The sequence below is a fragment of the Actinomadura sp. NPDC048955 genome (assembly GCF_040649435.1).
Classification (GTDB): Bacteria; Actinomycetota; Actinomycetes; order Streptosporangiales; family Streptosporangiaceae; genus Spirillospora; species Spirillospora luteofluorescens.
Map to the genome: position 1 here is coordinate 180,978 of NZ_JBEZJI010000001.1, position 15,323 is coordinate 196,300.

Here is a 15,323-nt window from a genome sequence, read left to right on the forward strand (position 1 = left end):
GACCTAGAGTCCTGGCCATGGGGGAGACTCACTACGCGCGGCGCCGCCGGCTCGCCGCGCTCGTCGCCGACCGGGGCGCCGCCGCGCTGCTGGTGACCCGCCTGGTCAACGTCCGCTACCTGACCGGCCTGGACAGCTCGCGGGCCGCGCTGCTCGTCCCGGCCGACGGGCCCGCCGTCCTCGCCACCGACGGCCGCTACGCCGGCATGGCCGCGCAGGTCTGCCCGGAACTGCCCGTCGTGGTCGACCGGCAGGTGGCGGAGGCACTGGTGAGGCAGGCGGCCGCGGACGGCCACGGCCGCGTCGGCTTCGAGGCCCACGACCTGACCGTCGAGCACCACACGGCGCTCCTCGGCGTCGAACATCCCGGCGGCGCCGCCGTGGAACTCGTCCCGCTCGGCCACCTCGTCGAAGAGCTGCGCATGGTGAAGGACGAGGAGGAGATCGGCCTGCTGCGGGAGGCGTGCGCCGTCACCGACCGCGCGTTCGAGGCCGTCCTGCCCGAGATCCGCGCCGGGGTCACCGAGCGCGCCGTCGCGATCGCCCTCGAACGCGCCATGGTGGACCACGGCGCCGAAGGCCCCGCGTTCGACTCGATCATCGCGTCCGGCCCCAACGGCGCCGTCCCGCACCACCACCCGGGCGGCCGCGAACTCCAGCGCGGCGACCTCGTCACCATGGACTTCGGCGCCCTCTACGGCGGCTACCACGCCGACATGACCCGCACCGTCGCGATCGGCGAGCCCGCGGCCTGGCAGCGGGACCTCTACGACCTCGTCCACCGCGCCCAGGCTGCCGCGCTGGCCGCCGCGCTGCCCGGAGCCGACACCAAGGACGTGGACGCCGCCGCCCGCGAGATCATCGGAGAGGCCGGGCACGCCGAGGCGTTCACCCACGGCCTCGGGCACGGCGTCGGCCTGGAGATCCACGAAGCGCCGCTCATGGGGTACGACAAGACCGGTAAGCTGATGGATCGGGTTCCGATCACCGCGGAGCCGGGGGTCTACCTCACGGGCCGGGGCGGGGTCCGCATCGAGGACACGCTGGTGGTCCGCGCGGGCGGGCCGGAGCTCCTCACCACATCGACCAAGGACCTGCTCGTCCTGTAGGACGCGCGGGCCCGCGACCGGGAGAACAACGCAGTGGCGACGACGAACGACCTGAAGAACGGCATGACGCTGAACATCGACGGCCAGTTGTGGACCGTCCAGGAGTTCCAGCACGTCAAGCCAGGCAAGGGCGGCGCGTTCGTCCGCACCAAGCTCAAGAACGTCCTGTCGGGCAAGGTCGTCGACAAGACCTTCAACGCCGGCACCAAGGTCGAGGTGGCCAGCGTCGACAAGCGCGAGATGCAGTACCTCTACCGCGAGGGCGAGGACTTCGTCTTCATGGACACCGAGACCTACGACCAGCCGCACATCCCCGCGTCCGTCGTCGGCGACGCCGCGAACTACCTGCTCCCCGAGCAGAACGCCGTGATCGCCTTCAACAACGAGAACCCGCTGTACGTCGAGCTGCCCGCCGCCGTCGTGCTGGAGATCACCGAGACCGAGCCCGGCCTGCAGGGCGACCGCTCCACCGGCGGCAGCAAGCCCGCCACCCTGGAGACCGGCGCGCAGATCCAGGTCCCGCTGTTCATCACCACCGGCGAGAAGGTCAAGGTCGACACCCGCTCCGGCGAGTACCTCGGCCGCGCCTGAGATGGCCGCGCGCACCAAGGCCAGAAAACTCGCCCTGGACATCCTGTTCGCCGCCGAACTCCGGGAGGAGCAGCCGACGGCGGTGCTCGCCGCCCGCGGCCGCCCCAACCAGGACGAGCTCGCCGAGTACCCGCACGCCGTCCGGCTGATCGAAGGCGTCCAGGAGAACCGGGAACGCATCGACGAACTGCTCGCCACCTACGCCACCGGCTGGACGCTCGAACGCATGCCCGTCGTCGACCGCAACATCCTGCGGATGGGGACGTTCGAACTCCTGTGGGTCGACGACGTCCCCGACGGCGTCGCGGTGAGCGAAGCGGTAGGCCTCGCCACCGAACTGTCCACCGACGAGTCCCCCCGCTTCGTCAACGGCCTCCTTTCCCGCCTCCAACAACTCAAGCCTTCGTTGAGTCTCTGAGCTTTTCTCTCCTCCTTCGGGCCTGGCGGCCCTGCTGTGTTCACGGCAGTCGCCTTCTCCTTCGGGCCCGGAGGGCCCTCCATCGTCGGCAACTGCTGGCGATCGCTGGCATCGCTCCGGCTCGCCTTGCGGCTCGCTTCGCGATCAGGTTCTCGCAAGCTCGAACCTGCCTTCGGACGCGATCGCGGCCCCTCAGGTTGTCGCGTGGCTGGTGTGGGGGCTGGGGTGGTCGGGATGGTGGGGGCTTGGTGGCTTAGCGGCCCTTCATCGTCGGGCACTGCGGCGATCGCTGGCATCGCGTCGACTCGGGCCTCAGGTCGTCGCGGTGCACTGCTTCTTGGGGCTGGCGGTCCTCTGACGGCGGCACTGCAATAAGCTCTCCTTGATGACGAACGTAAAGGGAGCGGCCGTGACGGGGCGGCAGCAGAAGCGGGGGCGGGGTGGCGGCCGGGTGCGCAGTGCCGTCCTGTGGGACGCTCTGCGCGCGGTCCTCGAACGCATCACTCCCGAGGCCGGCCTGAGCGATGTCGTGGACGTCGGCGGCGGGACCGGGGGGTTCGCCGTCCCGCTCGCCGAGCTCGGGCACCGGGTCACCGTGGTCGACGCCAATCCGGACGCGCTGGCCGCGCTGGAGCGGCGGGCGGCCGAGTCGGGGGTGCGGGTGCGCGCCGTCCAGGGCGACGCCGTCGACCTGCCCGACCTGCTCGGCCCGGACGCCGCCGACCTCGTGCTGTGCCACAGCGTCCTGGAGTACGTCGACGACCCGGCCGCGGCGATGGCGGCGCTCACCGGCGCCGTCCGCCCGGGCGGCTCGGTCAGCGTGCTGGCGGCCGGGCAGATCGCGGCCGCGCTGCACCGCGCGGTGTCCGGGCATTTCGACGACGCGCGGCGGGTGCTGACGGACCCGTCCGGACGGTGGGGCGAGGGCGACCGGATGCCCCGCCGGTTCACCCGCGAGTCGCTGTCGGAGCTGGTGCTCGGCGCCGGACTGCGGGTCGCCGAGCTGCACGGCGTACGGATCTTCGCCGATCTGGTGCCGAGCGGCCTGGTGGACGGCGACGCCGACTCCGCCGACGCGCTGATCGCGCTGGAGTCCGTCGCGGCCGTCCATCCCGTCCTGCGGGACCTCGCCACCCAGCTGCACCTGGTGGCGGACAAACCGGCCGGCTAGCACCGTGAGCCGCAAGCAGCAGCTGCACCGGCCGGGGCCGCAGCCGGGTCCGCCGGCCGACGACACCGGCTGCGCCATCCTGCACGTCGACATGGACGCCTTCTTCGTCAGCGTCGAGCTGCTGGAGCGGCCCGAGCTGCGCGGACGCCCCGTCGTCGTGGGCGGGGCCGGGCCGCGCGGCGTCGTCTCCGCGGCCTCCTACGAGGCACGGAAGTTCGGCGTCCACTCGGCGATGCCGATGACGCGGGCGCGGCGGCTGTGCCCGCAGGCCGTGGTGCTGCCCGTGAGCCACGGCAAGTACGGCCGCGTGTCCGCCGCCGTCTTCGAGATCTTCCGCTCCATCACGCCGCTGGTGGAGGGCCTGTCGCTGGACGAGGCCTTCCTGGACGTGGCGGGCGCGCGGCGGCGGCTGGGCCGTCCCGCCGCGATCGCGCAGCTCATCCGCGACCAGGTGCGCGACCAGCAGGGCATCACCTGTTCGGTCGGCGTCGCGAACACCAAGTTCGTCGCGAAGCTGGCCTCGACCCGGTGCAAGCCCGACGGGCTGCTCGTGGTGCCCGCCCACGGCGTCGTCGACTTCCTGCACCCGCTGCCCGTCGCGGCCCTGTGGGGCGTCGGTGAGCGGACGGAGCAGAACCTCACCCGCCTCGGGCTGCGCACCGTCGGGCAGCTCGCCCAGGTGCCCCTCTCCACGCTGCAGCGCGAACTCGGCAACGCGCTCGGCGGGCACCTGCACGAGCTGGCGTGGGGACGCGACCCGCGGGAGGTCGTCCCGCACACGCCCGACAAGAGCATCGGCGCCGAGGAGACCTTCGACACCGACGTCGACGACCCCGAGGTCATCCGGCGTGAGCTGCTGCGGCTCGCGGAGAGGGTCGGCGCGCGGCTGCGCGAGAGCGGGAACGCCGGCCGGACGGTCAGCGTCAAACTGCGGATGGCCGACTTCAAGACGATCACGCGGGCGCGCACGCTGGCCGAGCCGACCGACCTGGCTCGTGTGATCTATGTCACAGCCCGCGAGCTGTACGAGGCGTCGGGCCTGGAACGGGTACGACTCCGACTGGTCGGGGTGCGGGTGGAGAACCTGGGCCCCGCCGGCGAGGCCCCCCGTCAGCTCGCCTTCGACGAGCCGGACAGCGGCTGGCGTGAGGCCGAGCGAGCCATGGATCAGGTCGCGCACCGGTTCGGGCGCGGCGCGGTGCGCCCCGCCGCGCTGGTTCGGCGTGCGGCGGAGGGTGACGCACGGGACGGCAGGGACGGAAGACAATGAAAGAAGGCTGTGAGGTGACCGGCGCCGGGCCCTCGGCGGGCCGTTCGCTTTCGTACGCTCGAGAGTCCTCGTATTCTGGGCATATCACCGTTGACGTTCGCGTCCCGCATCGGATACTCCGTCGCGGAGCTGTCGCTGGGAGGTGCCGTGCCGCTCTCTGAGCACGAGCAGCGCATGCTCGAACAGATCGAATCGGCGTTGTACGCCGAAGATCCCAAGTTCGCTCACGCGGTTCGCTCGACCAACCCCCAGGTCCATTACAAGCGCCGGATCGTCAAGGCGGCCCTCGGCTTCGTGGTGGGCGTGTGCGCCCTGATGGCCGGTCTCGTGATCAACAAGGGCACGGTCACGATCGCCATCAGCGTGACGGGATTCCTGCTGATGGTCGTGTGCTGCGTGTGGGCGCTGACGAGTTGGAAGCGGATGGCGGGCATCGGCAACGAGCCCGCGCGCGGAGGCGGCCGGCAGGCGCGTCCCGCCAAGGCCGGCTTCATGGAGCGCATGGAGGAACGCTGGCGACGCCGCACCGAGGGTGACTGACGCCGTCGTTGTGACGAGACGACTCGTCCCGGCCGTGTGCGGGATCTGACCGCGAGGCCGGGACGAACGTGTGTCCGGGGGCGGGCGTGGCGCCTACCTGCGGCGGAGGCGCGACGGTAGGTCGTTCACACGGGCGGTGACGTCGAGAGCGCGGTTGGTGGCGGTCCGGAGCGCGGTGCGGGTCTGCGCCATCGTCGACGGCGGCAGCAGGCGGGCGCGCCACCGGGTCCGGCGCCCCACGGACGCGGCGAACGCCTCCCGGACGGTCCGCACGTCGGCGCGCAGCTGCTCGGCGGGTTCGGTGGGGCGGGTCCGCGAGTAGCGCGCCAGTTCCTCGGCGCGAGCGATCCGGTTGAGGGCCTGCAGGCTCGGCGCGTCCAACTCCAGCAGCTCGCCGAGCCGGCGGGCGGTGGCGCGCGGGGAGTCGCTGGCCCGCCATTCCAGGCCGTAGTCGAGCGTGTCCTCGCGCATCTCCTGCCAGGCGGCGTGCGCCACCCCGGCCGGATCCGGCCCCCGCGTCCCGAGCACGGGCCCCGAAGTCTCGGCCGGGTCGGGTTCCCGCCCTCGCCGCGCGGGTTTCACCTTCCAGGCCTGATCGGGGGCGGGCGTCCGCCGTGCGGGCATCGGCGTCCCGGTGGGCGGCGGCGCAAGGGCCGCCCAGCGGCGCCACCGGGTGAGGATCCGCAGCGTCATCGGCACGGCCGTCAGCAGCAGCACCAGCAGTACTCCGGCGAGCCACCCCGCCGTGGAGAACCCGCTGCCGTCGTCCTCCTGGGCGCCGGTCGCGTCGCCCGCGCCCTCGTCGTTGCGGTGCCGGGGGCCGGCGGGCGCGGAGGTCGAGCCCGCGTCCGGGGACGAGGGGTCCGGCGCCCGCGTGGCCTCGTCCTCCGGCCCGCCGCCGGTGCTGGCCTCGGGCTGGCTGTAGGCGGGGGCGAGGGCGGTGCCCTGCCCGGCGGCGCCGCTCGGCGTGGGTTCGAAGCGCACCCATCCCGAGCCCTCGAAGTACAGTTCGGGCCACGCGTGCGCGTCGCGCGACCGCACCACCCACTCGCCGGGCTTCTCCTCGCTGCCCGGCGTGTAGCCCATCGCGACCCGCGACGGGATGCCGAGGATCCGCGCCATCAGCGCCATCGCGGCGGCGAACTGCTCGCAGTAGCCGCGCTTGCTGTGCAGCAGGAAGTCGACGAGCTCGCTGCCGTGCTGGGGCGCGGGCGCGGTCAGGTCGTAGCTGAACCCGCCGGACATGGTGAACCAGCGCTGCAGCCGCACGGCCTGGGTGAACGCGGTCGCCGACCCGGCGGTGACGTCCGCCGCGAGCTTCCGGACCTGCGGCGGGACGTTCTTGGGCACCGCCGTGTAGCGGGCGACGACCTCGGGCGGGTAGGGCCCCGCGCCGGCGAGCTGGCCCGGGGTCGGCTGCGGGAGCAGGCTCTTGACGGTGTAGGAGCGCCCGCCCGCCGAGTCGCGCAGCGAGTAGATCATCAGCGACGGGCCGTGCACCCGCCAGTCGCCCTTGATCGACACTTTGGCCGGGGCGTACGGCACCGGCAGGAACGTCATGTTCCTGACCTCCGGCCGCACCCGCACCTCGGTCGTCACCTCGCGCGAGGGCGCGACGGTCAGCCCCGGCGGGGCGGGCAGGGCGCGGTCGCCGCTCAGCCGGTCCCTGGCGCTGCTCTTCAGCGGGCTGTAGGTCCACCGGTCCCCGTCGAACCGGTCGAGGGCGTAGAGGCGCAGGTAGCCGGGGCTCTCGGGGGCGTCGCTGCGGTAGGTCAGGACGGTCGAGTCGTCCAGCCGGGTCAGCTCCCGCTTCAGGCTGACCAGCGGGTCGGGCGTCGTCACGGTCTGCGTGCCCCGGCCGGAGCCGCCGCCGCCGACGCCGAACACGCCGCGCGGGTGCAGGCCCGGCACCGCCGCCGGCAGCAGCACCGCGACGGCGACCGTGCCGGCCGCGATCCGGCGGCCGCTGGACGCCAGGGCCGAGGAGTCGGGCCGGTCGGCGGGGTCCCCGGGCGGCGGCTGCGATCCCGCCAGCGGCACCTCCCGGGGTCGGCGGCGCGTCGTCACCGTCCGGCCCCAGCCGCCGACCTGCTCGCGGGCGTCGGCCATGAGCAGGGCGAGGAAGGCGAACGCGCCGACGCCGAAGGCGAGCCAGCTGACACCGTCCTCGCGGATCGCCGCGGGCACGCTGTACATGGCCAGCAGCGGCAGCCCGGCGGGCGCGGCGCGGCGCAGCCGCACGGCCAGCAGGTCCACCAGGACGGCGACCAGGCCGACGCCCGCGGCGGCCAGCATCGAGATGCCGGGGACGAGCGGGACGGGCGCCGCGTACCGGTTGGCGGCCCGCCAGCCCTCGTCCGCGAGCTCGCCGAGGCGCCGCAGCGACTCCGGGGACGGGACGACTCCGAGCCACGCCTCGCCGCCGGCGAACGCGAGGTTGAGGTACAGCAGGAGCGCCGCCAGCCCGAACAGCAGGCCGATCGGAGCGGGCATGCGCAGGCGCCGCGCCAGCAGGCCGCCGCCGGACACGGCCAGCACCGCGCCGAGCCCCGCCCAGAACCAGCCCGCGTTCTCGAACAGCGGGTACAGCCCGAGCGAACCGGCGAGCGTCGCCAGCCCGGCCATCACCGTCATCCGGACCCTCATGCACTGCCCTTACTCACGCGCTGCCCCTGACACGAAATCCTCGCCCGCCTTGCCTGCCCGCGCCCACGCCCCGGCGAGCTCCGCCGCGGATCGGACGGTCAGCACCCGCCAGCCGCCCGCGCGCAGCAGACCCGCGGCCGTCCCACCGTCCTGCGGTGTGCCGTCTTCGGGCCCGCCCCGCAGGAGTACCGCGACGCACGTGCCGGTGCCGCGCCGGGCCGCGGCGACCGCGCGGGCCTCCTCGTCCGACAGCACGCCGAACACCCCGACGACCAGGCCGTCGCCCTCCCGGCCCGCGCCGCGGCCGCGCAGCGCGGCCAGTCCCGCCGACAGCGAGCCGCCCTTGGACCGGCGGGCGACGGCCAGCGCGTCGAGCAGCAGCCCCTCGAACGCGCCCTCGGAGGGCCCGGTCGGCAGCGCCTCCCCGCCGTCGGTGACGTACCGCAGGCCCATCCCCGTCCGGACGAGGTGGACGCCGATCGACGCGGCCGCCGACACGGCCTGCTCGAAGGAGCCGGCCGGCCCGTCGCCCCAGTGCGCGGAGCGGCGGGTGTCGAGGAAGAGGGTGCCGCTGCTCTGGAAGTGCTGCTCCTCGCGCCGCACCATCAGCTCCCCGTGCCGGGCGGTGGACCGCCAGTGCACGCGGCGCAGGTCGTCGCCGTGCCGGTACTCGCGCGGGGCCACGTCGTCCTCGCCCGCCGCGGAGACCGCGCGGGCCACGCTGTCGCCGCCGCCCGTCCACGCGCCCGACAGCCGGCCCGGCGGCAGCGGCACGATGGTCGGCGTCACCGTGAGCGTGTCGGACAGGCTGAACGAGCGGACCAGCTCCACCATCCCGAACGGGTCGGCGAGCCGGACGGTCAGCGGCCCCACCCGGTAGCGCCCGCGCACGTCCGAGCGGATCCGGTAGCCGAGCTCACGGAACGCGTGCGGCTCGATCCGTTCCAGCACGAACCGGGCCCGCCCGCCGAGCGCGTAGGGGACCCGGTCCTCCACCATCAGCAGCCCGCTCGGCAGCCGCGACACGTTCTCCAGCCGCAGGTCGACGCGGGACTCGTGGCCGACCGGCAGCCGCGCCGGCTCCAGCCGCCGCGCGCAGGCCAGCCGGTACCGCGTCCGCGCCACCGCGATCGTGCACAGCAGGGGCAGCGCCAGCACGAGCACGCCGGCGCGGAGCAGGTCGCGCTCCCCGAGCGCCACCGCGCAGACGATCGCGGTCGCCCCGGCGGCCACGAACGACCGCCCGCGCGTGGTGAGGCCGGCCAGCGCCCGTCGCACCCCTCACCTGCCGGGGGAGGGCACCGGCAGGCGCTTCACCAGATCGGCGACCACCTGCTCGGGGAGGCGGCGCTGCACCTGCGCCTCGGCGGTCGGCAGCAGCCGGTGCGCGAGGACGGGGACGGCGAGGTCCTGGACGTCGTCGGGGACGACGTAGTCGCGGTCGTCGAGCGCGGCGTAGGCCCGCGCGGCCCGCACCAGGTGCAGGGTCGCCCGGGGGGACGCGCCGAGCCGCAGATCCGGATGCCTGCGGGTGGCGGAGACGAGGTCGATGGCGTACTGCCGCACCGCCGGCGCGACGTGCTGGGCCCGCACCACCTCGATGAGGTCGCGGACGTCGGCGGCGTGGGCGACCGGGGTGAGCCGGTCGAGCGGGGACGTCTCGCCGTGCGTCTCGAGCATCTCCAGTTCGGCGGCGGGGTCGGGGTAGCCCATCGAGATGCGGGCGGTGAACCGGTCGCGCTGCGCCTCGGGCAGCGGGTAGGTCCCCTCCATCTCCACCGGGTTCTGCGTGGAGATGACCATGAAGGGCGGCTCCAGCGCGTAGGTGGTGCCGTCGACGGTGACCTGGCGCTCCTCCATGCACTCCAGCAGCGCGGACTGCGTCTTCGGGGACGCCCGGTTGATCTCGTCGCCGACCACGATGTTGGCGAACACCGGGCCCGGCTTGAACTCGAACTCGCGCCGCTCCTGGTTGTAGGCGCTGACCCCGGTGATGTCGCTCGGCAGCAGGTCGGGCGTGAACTGGACGCGCCGCACCGAGCAGTCGACCGAGCGCGCGAGCGCCTTGGCGAGCATCGTCTTGCCGACGCCGGGCACGTCCTCGATGAGCAGGTGCCCCTCCGCGAGCAGCACCGTCAGCGCGAGCCGCACCGCCGAGGGCTTGCCCTCGATCACCGACTCCACGGCGTCGCGGATCTTGTTCGCGACGTGGGCGAGCCCGTCGAGCCCGCCGCCGGCGCCGCCACGGCCCGCGTCACGGCCCCCGGCGTCGCCCCCGGCGTCACGGCCGCCGCGCCGGGCCGGGTGGGATGCCGGGGGGTCGGTCTCCATGAACGACTCGCCGTGCGTGCCTACTGCCACCAAACCCTCCTCAGCCGTTCCAAACGACAGTACGTCGTTGGAACGCCCCCTGCGATGTTCATGTGGAACGCGAGCCAATTGTGCTCCACAGGGACGACGACAAACGACGCGCGCAACGCACCACTTCACTCCACCCCGTCCCTCAGGACCGTGCCGTGCCCCCGCGCGGGGGCGTCGCGGACCGGCTCGTGCCGGTGCGGCGCGCAGAGGGGCGCCGCTGGGCCTCACTCCACACCACCCCCGTTGACCTGCGATTTCGTCGCAGAAAACGGCGCGTGGACGGTGTTTTTCTTGTTGACGGTGGGGAAGAGTGGAGTAGAGTGGGGCGCCGTGGGGGGCGGTAGCGCCCCATGCGGCGCGGGAGGTGGGGCCCGGTGTTTCTCGGCACCCACTCGCCGCGCCTCGACGACAAGGGACGACTGTTCCTGCCGGCGAAGTACCGCGAGGAGCTGTCGGGGGGATTGGTGATCACGAAGGGCCAGGAACGCTGCCTGTACGTCTTCCCTATGGCGGAGTTCCAGCGGATTACCGAGGCTCTGCGTGCCGCGCCGGTCACCGAGAAGACGGTCCGGAGCTACAGCCGGGTCTTCTTCGCCAGCGCCTCCGACGAGGTGCCCGACAAGCAGGGCCGCGTCACGATTCCCCCGCCGCTGCGCAAGTACGCGGGTCTCACCCGCGACTGCACGGTCATCGGGGCCAACACGCGTCTGGAGATCTGGGACACCCAGGCCTGGGAGACCTACCTGGAGCAGGAGGAGCAGACCTTCTCCGACGTCTCGGAGGAGGTGTTGCCAGGGATTCTCTGAGATACGACTCGTCGGTCCGTTGACCGGCACTGGCCCACGTTCGGCCAGGTCTCCAGCCGCTCTCCAGTCAGCTGGCGCAGCTTCCCCGGTGCCAGACGGCGACCCCCCGCGGGCAACGCGGTGATCTTCCTCCAGGGCAGCGGATGGGGACCTGGCCGGGCGAGGCCGCCGCCGGGGGCGCGGGACGGTCCGGTCCGGCGATGCCACACAGTCCGCGAGCGAGGTGGCAGTACAGGGGGTGAGGCATGGACGGCGTTGAGAACGGAGCGGGGAACGGCGCAAGGAACCACGCGGCGCACGACCAGGGGCCCGGCAGCGGGCACGTCCCGGTCATGCTCGGCCGCGTACTCGAACTTCTCGTCCCCGCGGCCGAGGCCGTCTCGGGCCGCGCTCCCGTGTACCTCGACGCCACGCTCGGCATGGGCGGTCACGCCGAGGCGATGCTGCGGGCCGTCCCGGCGCTGCGCCTGATCGGCCTCGACCGCGACACCACGGCGCTGGAGCGCTCCGCGCGCAGGCTCGCCCCGTTCGGCGACCGGGTGACGCTGGAGCACGCCGTCTACGACGAGATCCCCTCCGTGCTGCGCCGGCTCGGCGTCCGGGCGGTCGACGCCGTCCTGTTCGACCTCGGTGTGTCCTCCCCGCAGCTCGACGAGGCCGACCGCGGCTTCGCCTACTCCTACGACGCCCCCCTCGACATGCGGATGGACCGTACCCAGAGCCTCACCGCGGCCGAGGTCGTCAACGGCTACCCGCCCGCCGAGCTCGCCCGCATCCTGCGCGAGTACGGCGAGGAGCGGTTCGCCCAGCGCATCGCCGCCGCGATCGTCCGGGAGCGCGAGCGCGCCCCGCTGGAGTCCACCCGGCGGCTCGCCGACCTGGTGCGCACCTCCATCCCCGCCGCGACCCGCCGCACCGGCGGCAACCCGGCCAAGCGCACCTTCCAGGCGCTGCGCATCGAGGTGAACGCCGAGCTCGACACCTGGCGCCGGGCGCTGCCCGCCGCTCTGGACGCGCTCCCGGTCGGCGGGCGGGTCGTCGTCCTGTCGTACCACTCGCTCGAAGACCGCATCACCAAGCAGGTCCTCGCCGCCCAGGCGGCCGACACGACCCCGCCGGAGCTGCCGGTCCCGCTGCCCGAGCACGAGCCGAGGTTCCGGCTCCTGACACGCGGGGCCGAAACGGCGTCCGACGAGGAGACCACGACCAACCCACGGGCCGGATCGGTGCGGATGCGCGCCGCGGAGCGCGTCCGGGAGGCGACATGACCACGACGAGCAGGCGGCCGCCGACCAAGGCGCCGAAGAAGAGGGCTCCCGAGCGTCCGGACGGGTCCGCCGCGGTCAGGCCCGCGCCGGCGAAGGGCCGCTCCGCCGGGACGGCCCCCGCCAAGCCGACGCCCGCGAAGCCTGCGCCCGTCAAGGCGGCGCCCGCGAAGGCGGCGCCCGCGAAGGCGGCGCCCGCGAAGGCCGCGCCCGCGAAGGCCGCGCCGGCCAAGAGCACGAAGGCCGCGAAGGGCGCGACCGCGTCGCGGCGCACCGGGCAGGCCGCGCCGCGCGCCCCGTTCGTCCTGCTCATCGTCGGGCTGCTCGGCGGCGCGCTGGTCAGCCTGCTGCTGCTCAACACCGTCCTCGCCAAGGACGCGTTCACGCTGACGCGGCTCCAGCAGAGCAACAAGCAGCTGGAGCAGCAGCGCCAGGCCTACGAAGAGGAGATCGCCCGCGAGGGGGCCCCGCAGCAGCTGTCGAAGAAGGCCGAGGGGCTCGGCATGAAGCAGGCCAAGGACCCGGCCTTCTTCTCCACCGAGCCCGGCCGCCCCGGCGGCACCATCCGCCCCGTCCCGCAGTCGGCCGCGGCGTCGGCCGGCGCGGCGGGCGTCCTCGGCGTTCCCGGCACCGTGATCCCCGGCGACGGCGTCCCGCCCGCCGACGCCCGGACGAACGGCACCGGCGCGGGGGCCCGCAACGGGCAGGGCGCCGGAACACGGAACGGCGCGGGAACAGGGAACGGCGCCGGAGCACGGAACGGCGCGGGGGCACAGCCCGGGCACGGGGCACCGTGAGCGGGCGCGGGTACGGCGGGGAGCGGGTGGCACGGTGACGAAGGGCCCGGGACGCGGTTCCGCCGGCCCGCCCCCCGGCCGCAGGCGCGGCTCGGACGGGCGCGGCCCCCGCGGCGCGGCCGGGCGTGACGACAAGAGCGGCCCGGGCGCGGCGCGCGCGTCCGGGCGTCAGACAGGGAGTGCGCCGCGCCCGCCCGCAGGACGGGCGGACGGCGCGGGACGGCCGGGCGCGAAGGGCGGCGCCCGCCGTCCCGCGCGCAGCGGCATGGCCCCCACCCCCCGCAAGGAGACCCCGCGCAAGGAGACCCCCGCTAAGGACACGGCGCGGAAGAACGCTGCCCGTAAGGACACCGCGCACAAGGACGCTGCGCGCAAGACCTCCGCGCGCAAGGAGAAGCCGAGCGGGCAGACGGGCGCCGCCACGGCCACGAAGCGCTCAGCGCGGAAGAAGGTGCCCGCCAAGGCCTCGACCGCGGAGAGCCGCACGGTCCGCAACGCCCAAAGCTCGCCGCCGAAGAAGGACGACGCGGGCCCCCGAGGCCCGCGCCCCGGCGGCGGCTCCGGCCGGCGCCCGCCTCCCGGCCGGCCCCCGCGGGCCCGGGTCCCCTTCCATCGGCGCGACCCGCTCAAGCGGCTCAACGTCGGGCTGCTCGTCGTCGCGTTCGTGCTGTCGCTGTTCGCCGGCCGGCTCGTCCAGCTCCAGACGATCGACTCGGAGCAGTACACCGAGCAGGCGATGCTCCAGCGGATGCGGGAGCTCACGCTGCCCGCCGTCCGCGGCGACATCACCGACGCGCAGGGCAACCCGCTCGCCATGACGGTGGAGGCCCGCGCGATCTTCGCGGACCCCTCGCTGATCAAGGCGGACAAGCGGCAGTCGATCGTCAACGCGCTGGCCCCGACGCTCGGGCTGAACCCCGCGACGCTGCTGAAGCAGATCAGCAGGCCCGAGACGAGGTTCGTGTACCTCGCGCACGGGGTCCGCCCCGACCAGGCGCGGCTGGTCAGCTCGTGGAACTTTCTCGGCATCGGTACTTTGCCGGAATATCGCCGGGAATATCCCAACGATTCGCTGGCCGCCAGCGTCATAGGTTTCGTGAACGACACGGGGAGCGGGGCCGCCGGCCTGGAGAGCTCGCTGAACGGCGTGCTCGCCGGCAAGGCGGGCTGGCAGCGGGTCGAGATCAGCCCCGAGGGCCAGCACATCCCCATGGGCGAGGACCAGAAGCGCCCGTCGGTGCCCGGCAGCGGGGTCCGCCTGACGCTGCAGCGCGACCTGCAGTTCAAGGCGCAGCAGGCGATCGAGCAGCAGGTCAAGGCGAGCCGGGCCAAGAGCGGCACCGTGATCGTCATGGACCCGCGCACCGGCCGGCTCCTCGCGATGGCCTCCGCGCCGGGATTCGACCCGAACGACTACGCCGACTCCGACCGGTCCCGCTGGGGCAGCCCCCTGGTGCAGGACGCCTACGAGCCGGGCAGCACCGGCAAGGTCGTCACCGCCGCGGCCGTCATGGAGCACGGCGGCGTCACCCCGCAGACGCCCTACACCGTCCCCGACAAGATCAAAAAGTACGACGTGGTGTTCCACGACTCGCACCCCCACCAGCCCGAGCGGCTGACGTTCGCGGGCGTCCTCGCCAAGTCGAGCAACGTCGGCACGATCATGGCCAGCGAGAGCATCGGCCAGGAGCGGCTCTACCAGACGCTGCGCGACTTCGGGTTCGGCCGGCGGACCGGCCTGCCGCTGCCCGGCGAGACGGCGGGCCTCCTGGAGCCGCCGGCCAAGTGGTCGGGCACCGACCGGTACCCGATCGCGTTCGGGCAGACGGTCTCGGTGAACGCGGTGCAGATGGCGAGCGTCTACGCGACGATCGCCAACGGGGGCGTCCGAGTCGCGCCGAGCCTGGTCGCGGGCACCGTCGGGGAGCACGACAAGTTCACCCCGGCGCCCGAGCCGGAGCGCGAGCAGGTCATCAGCGCGAAGACGGCCCGGCAGATCAGCGACATGCTGGAAGGCGTCACGACGAAGGAGGGCACCGCCCCGAAGGCGCAGATCAAGGGGTACCGCGTCGCGGGCAAGACCGGGACCGCGGAGATCGTCAACCCGCGCTGCGGCTGCTACGACGGCGGCGGCTACACCGCCTCGTTCGCCGGGTTCGCGCCCGCGGACGACCCGCGCCTGGTGGTGCAGGTCGTCCTGCAGGATCCGAAGCGCGGGAGCCACTATGGTGGCGATGCGGCGGCACCGGTCTTCAAGGACGTGATGAGCTTCGCGCTTCAGTCCGAGAAGATCCCGCCGACGGGGAGCAGGCCGCCGATCATCGAGATCCGCGCCCGCGACTGATCGCA

The 15,323-nt window shown here is 73.8% G+C and carries 13 protein-coding genes; 10 read left to right on the plus strand and 3 right to left on the minus strand.

What is annotated here, in order from left to right:
* Positions 1–17 precede the first annotated feature (17 nt).
* The 6 genes from AB0C84_RS00895 to AB0C84_RS00920 all read left to right on the plus strand — a co-directional run bounded on the left by AB0C84_RS00895 (position 18) and on the right by AB0C84_RS00920 (position 5,099).
* On the plus strand, positions 18–1,109 hold the full coding sequence (locus AB0C84_RS00895) for a Xaa-Pro peptidase family protein (RefSeq protein ID WP_361059811.1): 1,092 nt from the start codon (positions 18–20) through the stop codon (positions 1,107–1,109).
* A gap of 33 nt (positions 1,110–1,142) precedes the next feature.
* A complete protein-coding gene (gene efp / locus AB0C84_RS00900; RefSeq protein WP_179842794.1) occupies positions 1,143–1,700 on the plus strand; it encodes an elongation factor P in 558 nt (185 codons plus the stop codon).
* Between the two features lies 1 nt (position 1,701).
* Positions 1,702–2,118: a transcription antitermination factor NusB gene (gene nusB, locus AB0C84_RS00905; RefSeq protein WP_179842793.1), complete on the plus strand. Its 417-nt coding sequence runs from the start codon at positions 1,702–1,704 to the stop codon at positions 2,116–2,118.
* A gap of 385 nt (positions 2,119–2,503) precedes the next feature.
* Positions 2,504–3,289, plus strand: a complete 786-nt coding sequence (locus AB0C84_RS00910) for a methyltransferase domain-containing protein (protein ID WP_361059816.1) — start codon at positions 2,504–2,506, stop codon at positions 3,287–3,289.
* Positions 3,290–3,293: 4 nt separating this feature from the next.
* Positions 3,294–4,559, plus strand: coding sequence for a DNA polymerase IV (locus tag AB0C84_RS00915; RefSeq protein ID WP_361059819.1), 1,266 nt, complete (start codon positions 3,294–3,296; stop codon positions 4,557–4,559).
* Positions 4,560–4,706: 147 nt separating this feature from the next.
* Positions 4,707–5,099, plus strand: a complete 393-nt coding sequence (locus AB0C84_RS00920) for a DUF3040 domain-containing protein (RefSeq protein WP_179842790.1) — start codon at positions 4,707–4,709, stop codon at positions 5,097–5,099.
* Positions 5,100–5,192: 93 nt separating this feature from the next.
* Here AB0C84_RS00920 and AB0C84_RS00925 read toward each other — a convergent pair whose 3' ends face one another.
* The 3 genes from AB0C84_RS00925 to AB0C84_RS00935 are packed head-to-tail and all read right to left on the minus strand — an operon-like array spanning position 5,193 to position 10,106.
* Positions 5,193–7,745: a DUF3488 and transglutaminase-like domain-containing protein gene (locus tag AB0C84_RS00925; protein WP_361059822.1), complete on the minus strand. Its 2,553-nt coding sequence runs from the start codon at positions 7,743–7,745 to the stop codon at positions 5,193–5,195.
* Between the two features lie 9 nt (positions 7,746–7,754).
* Positions 7,755–9,023, minus strand: coding sequence for a DUF58 domain-containing protein (locus tag AB0C84_RS00930; protein ID WP_361059825.1), 1,269 nt, complete (start codon positions 9,021–9,023; stop codon positions 7,755–7,757).
* A gap of 3 nt (positions 9,024–9,026) precedes the next feature.
* Positions 9,027–10,106: a MoxR family ATPase gene (locus AB0C84_RS00935; RefSeq protein WP_312879030.1), complete on the minus strand. Its 1,080-nt coding sequence runs from the start codon at positions 10,104–10,106 to the stop codon at positions 9,027–9,029.
* A gap of 374 nt (positions 10,107–10,480) precedes the next feature.
* On the opposite strand from AB0C84_RS00935, the gene mraZ reads away from it, so the two are divergent.
* The 4 genes from mraZ (at position 10,481) to AB0C84_RS00955 (ending at position 15,318) form a co-directional block, all read left to right on the plus strand.
* A complete protein-coding gene (gene mraZ, locus AB0C84_RS00940; RefSeq protein ID WP_179842788.1) occupies positions 10,481–10,912 on the plus strand; it encodes a division/cell wall cluster transcriptional repressor MraZ in 432 nt (143 codons plus the stop codon).
* A 245-nt stretch (positions 10,913–11,157) separates the two neighbouring features.
* Positions 11,158–12,180: a 16S rRNA (cytosine(1402)-N(4))-methyltransferase RsmH gene (rsmH, locus tag AB0C84_RS00945; protein ID WP_258938989.1), complete on the plus strand. Its 1,023-nt coding sequence runs from the start codon at positions 11,158–11,160 to the stop codon at positions 12,178–12,180.
* Positions 12,177–12,974 carry a hypothetical protein gene (locus tag AB0C84_RS00950; protein WP_361059830.1) on the plus strand — a complete coding sequence of 266 codons (798 nt, stop codon included), beginning with the start codon at positions 12,177–12,179 and terminating at the stop codon, positions 12,972–12,974. Before rsmH ends, AB0C84_RS00950 begins: the two co-directional genes overlap by 4 nt.
* Before the next feature lie 34 nt (positions 12,975–13,008).
* Entirely contained in the window at positions 13,009–15,318 is a 2,310-nt protein-coding gene (locus AB0C84_RS00955) for a penicillin-binding transpeptidase domain-containing protein (RefSeq protein WP_361059833.1), read from the plus strand.
* The last annotated feature ends 5 nt before the right edge of the window (positions 15,319–15,323 follow it).

Excerpts from the sequence above, each read along its gene's own strand:
- AB0C84_RS00895 (WP_361059811.1), top strand. The coding sequence starts at position 18 with ATGGGGGAGACTCACTACGCGCGGCGCCGCCGGCTCGCCGCGCTCGTC.
- nusB (WP_179842793.1), top strand. The coding sequence starts at position 1,702 with ATGGCCGCGCGCACCAAGGCCAGAAAACTCGCCCTGGACATCCTGTTC.
- AB0C84_RS00910 (WP_361059816.1), top strand. The coding sequence starts at position 2,504 with ATGACGAACGTAAAGGGAGCGGCCGTGACGGGGCGGCAGCAGAAGCGG.
- AB0C84_RS00925 (WP_361059822.1), bottom strand. The coding sequence starts at position 7,745 with ATGAGGGTCCGGATGACGGTGATGGCCGGGCTGGCGACGCTCGCCGGT.
- rsmH (WP_258938989.1), top strand. The coding sequence starts at position 11,158 with ATGGACGGCGTTGAGAACGGAGCGGGGAACGGCGCAAGGAACCACGCG.
- AB0C84_RS00950 (WP_361059830.1), top strand. The coding sequence starts at position 12,177 with ATGACCACGACGAGCAGGCGGCCGCCGACCAAGGCGCCGAAGAAGAGG.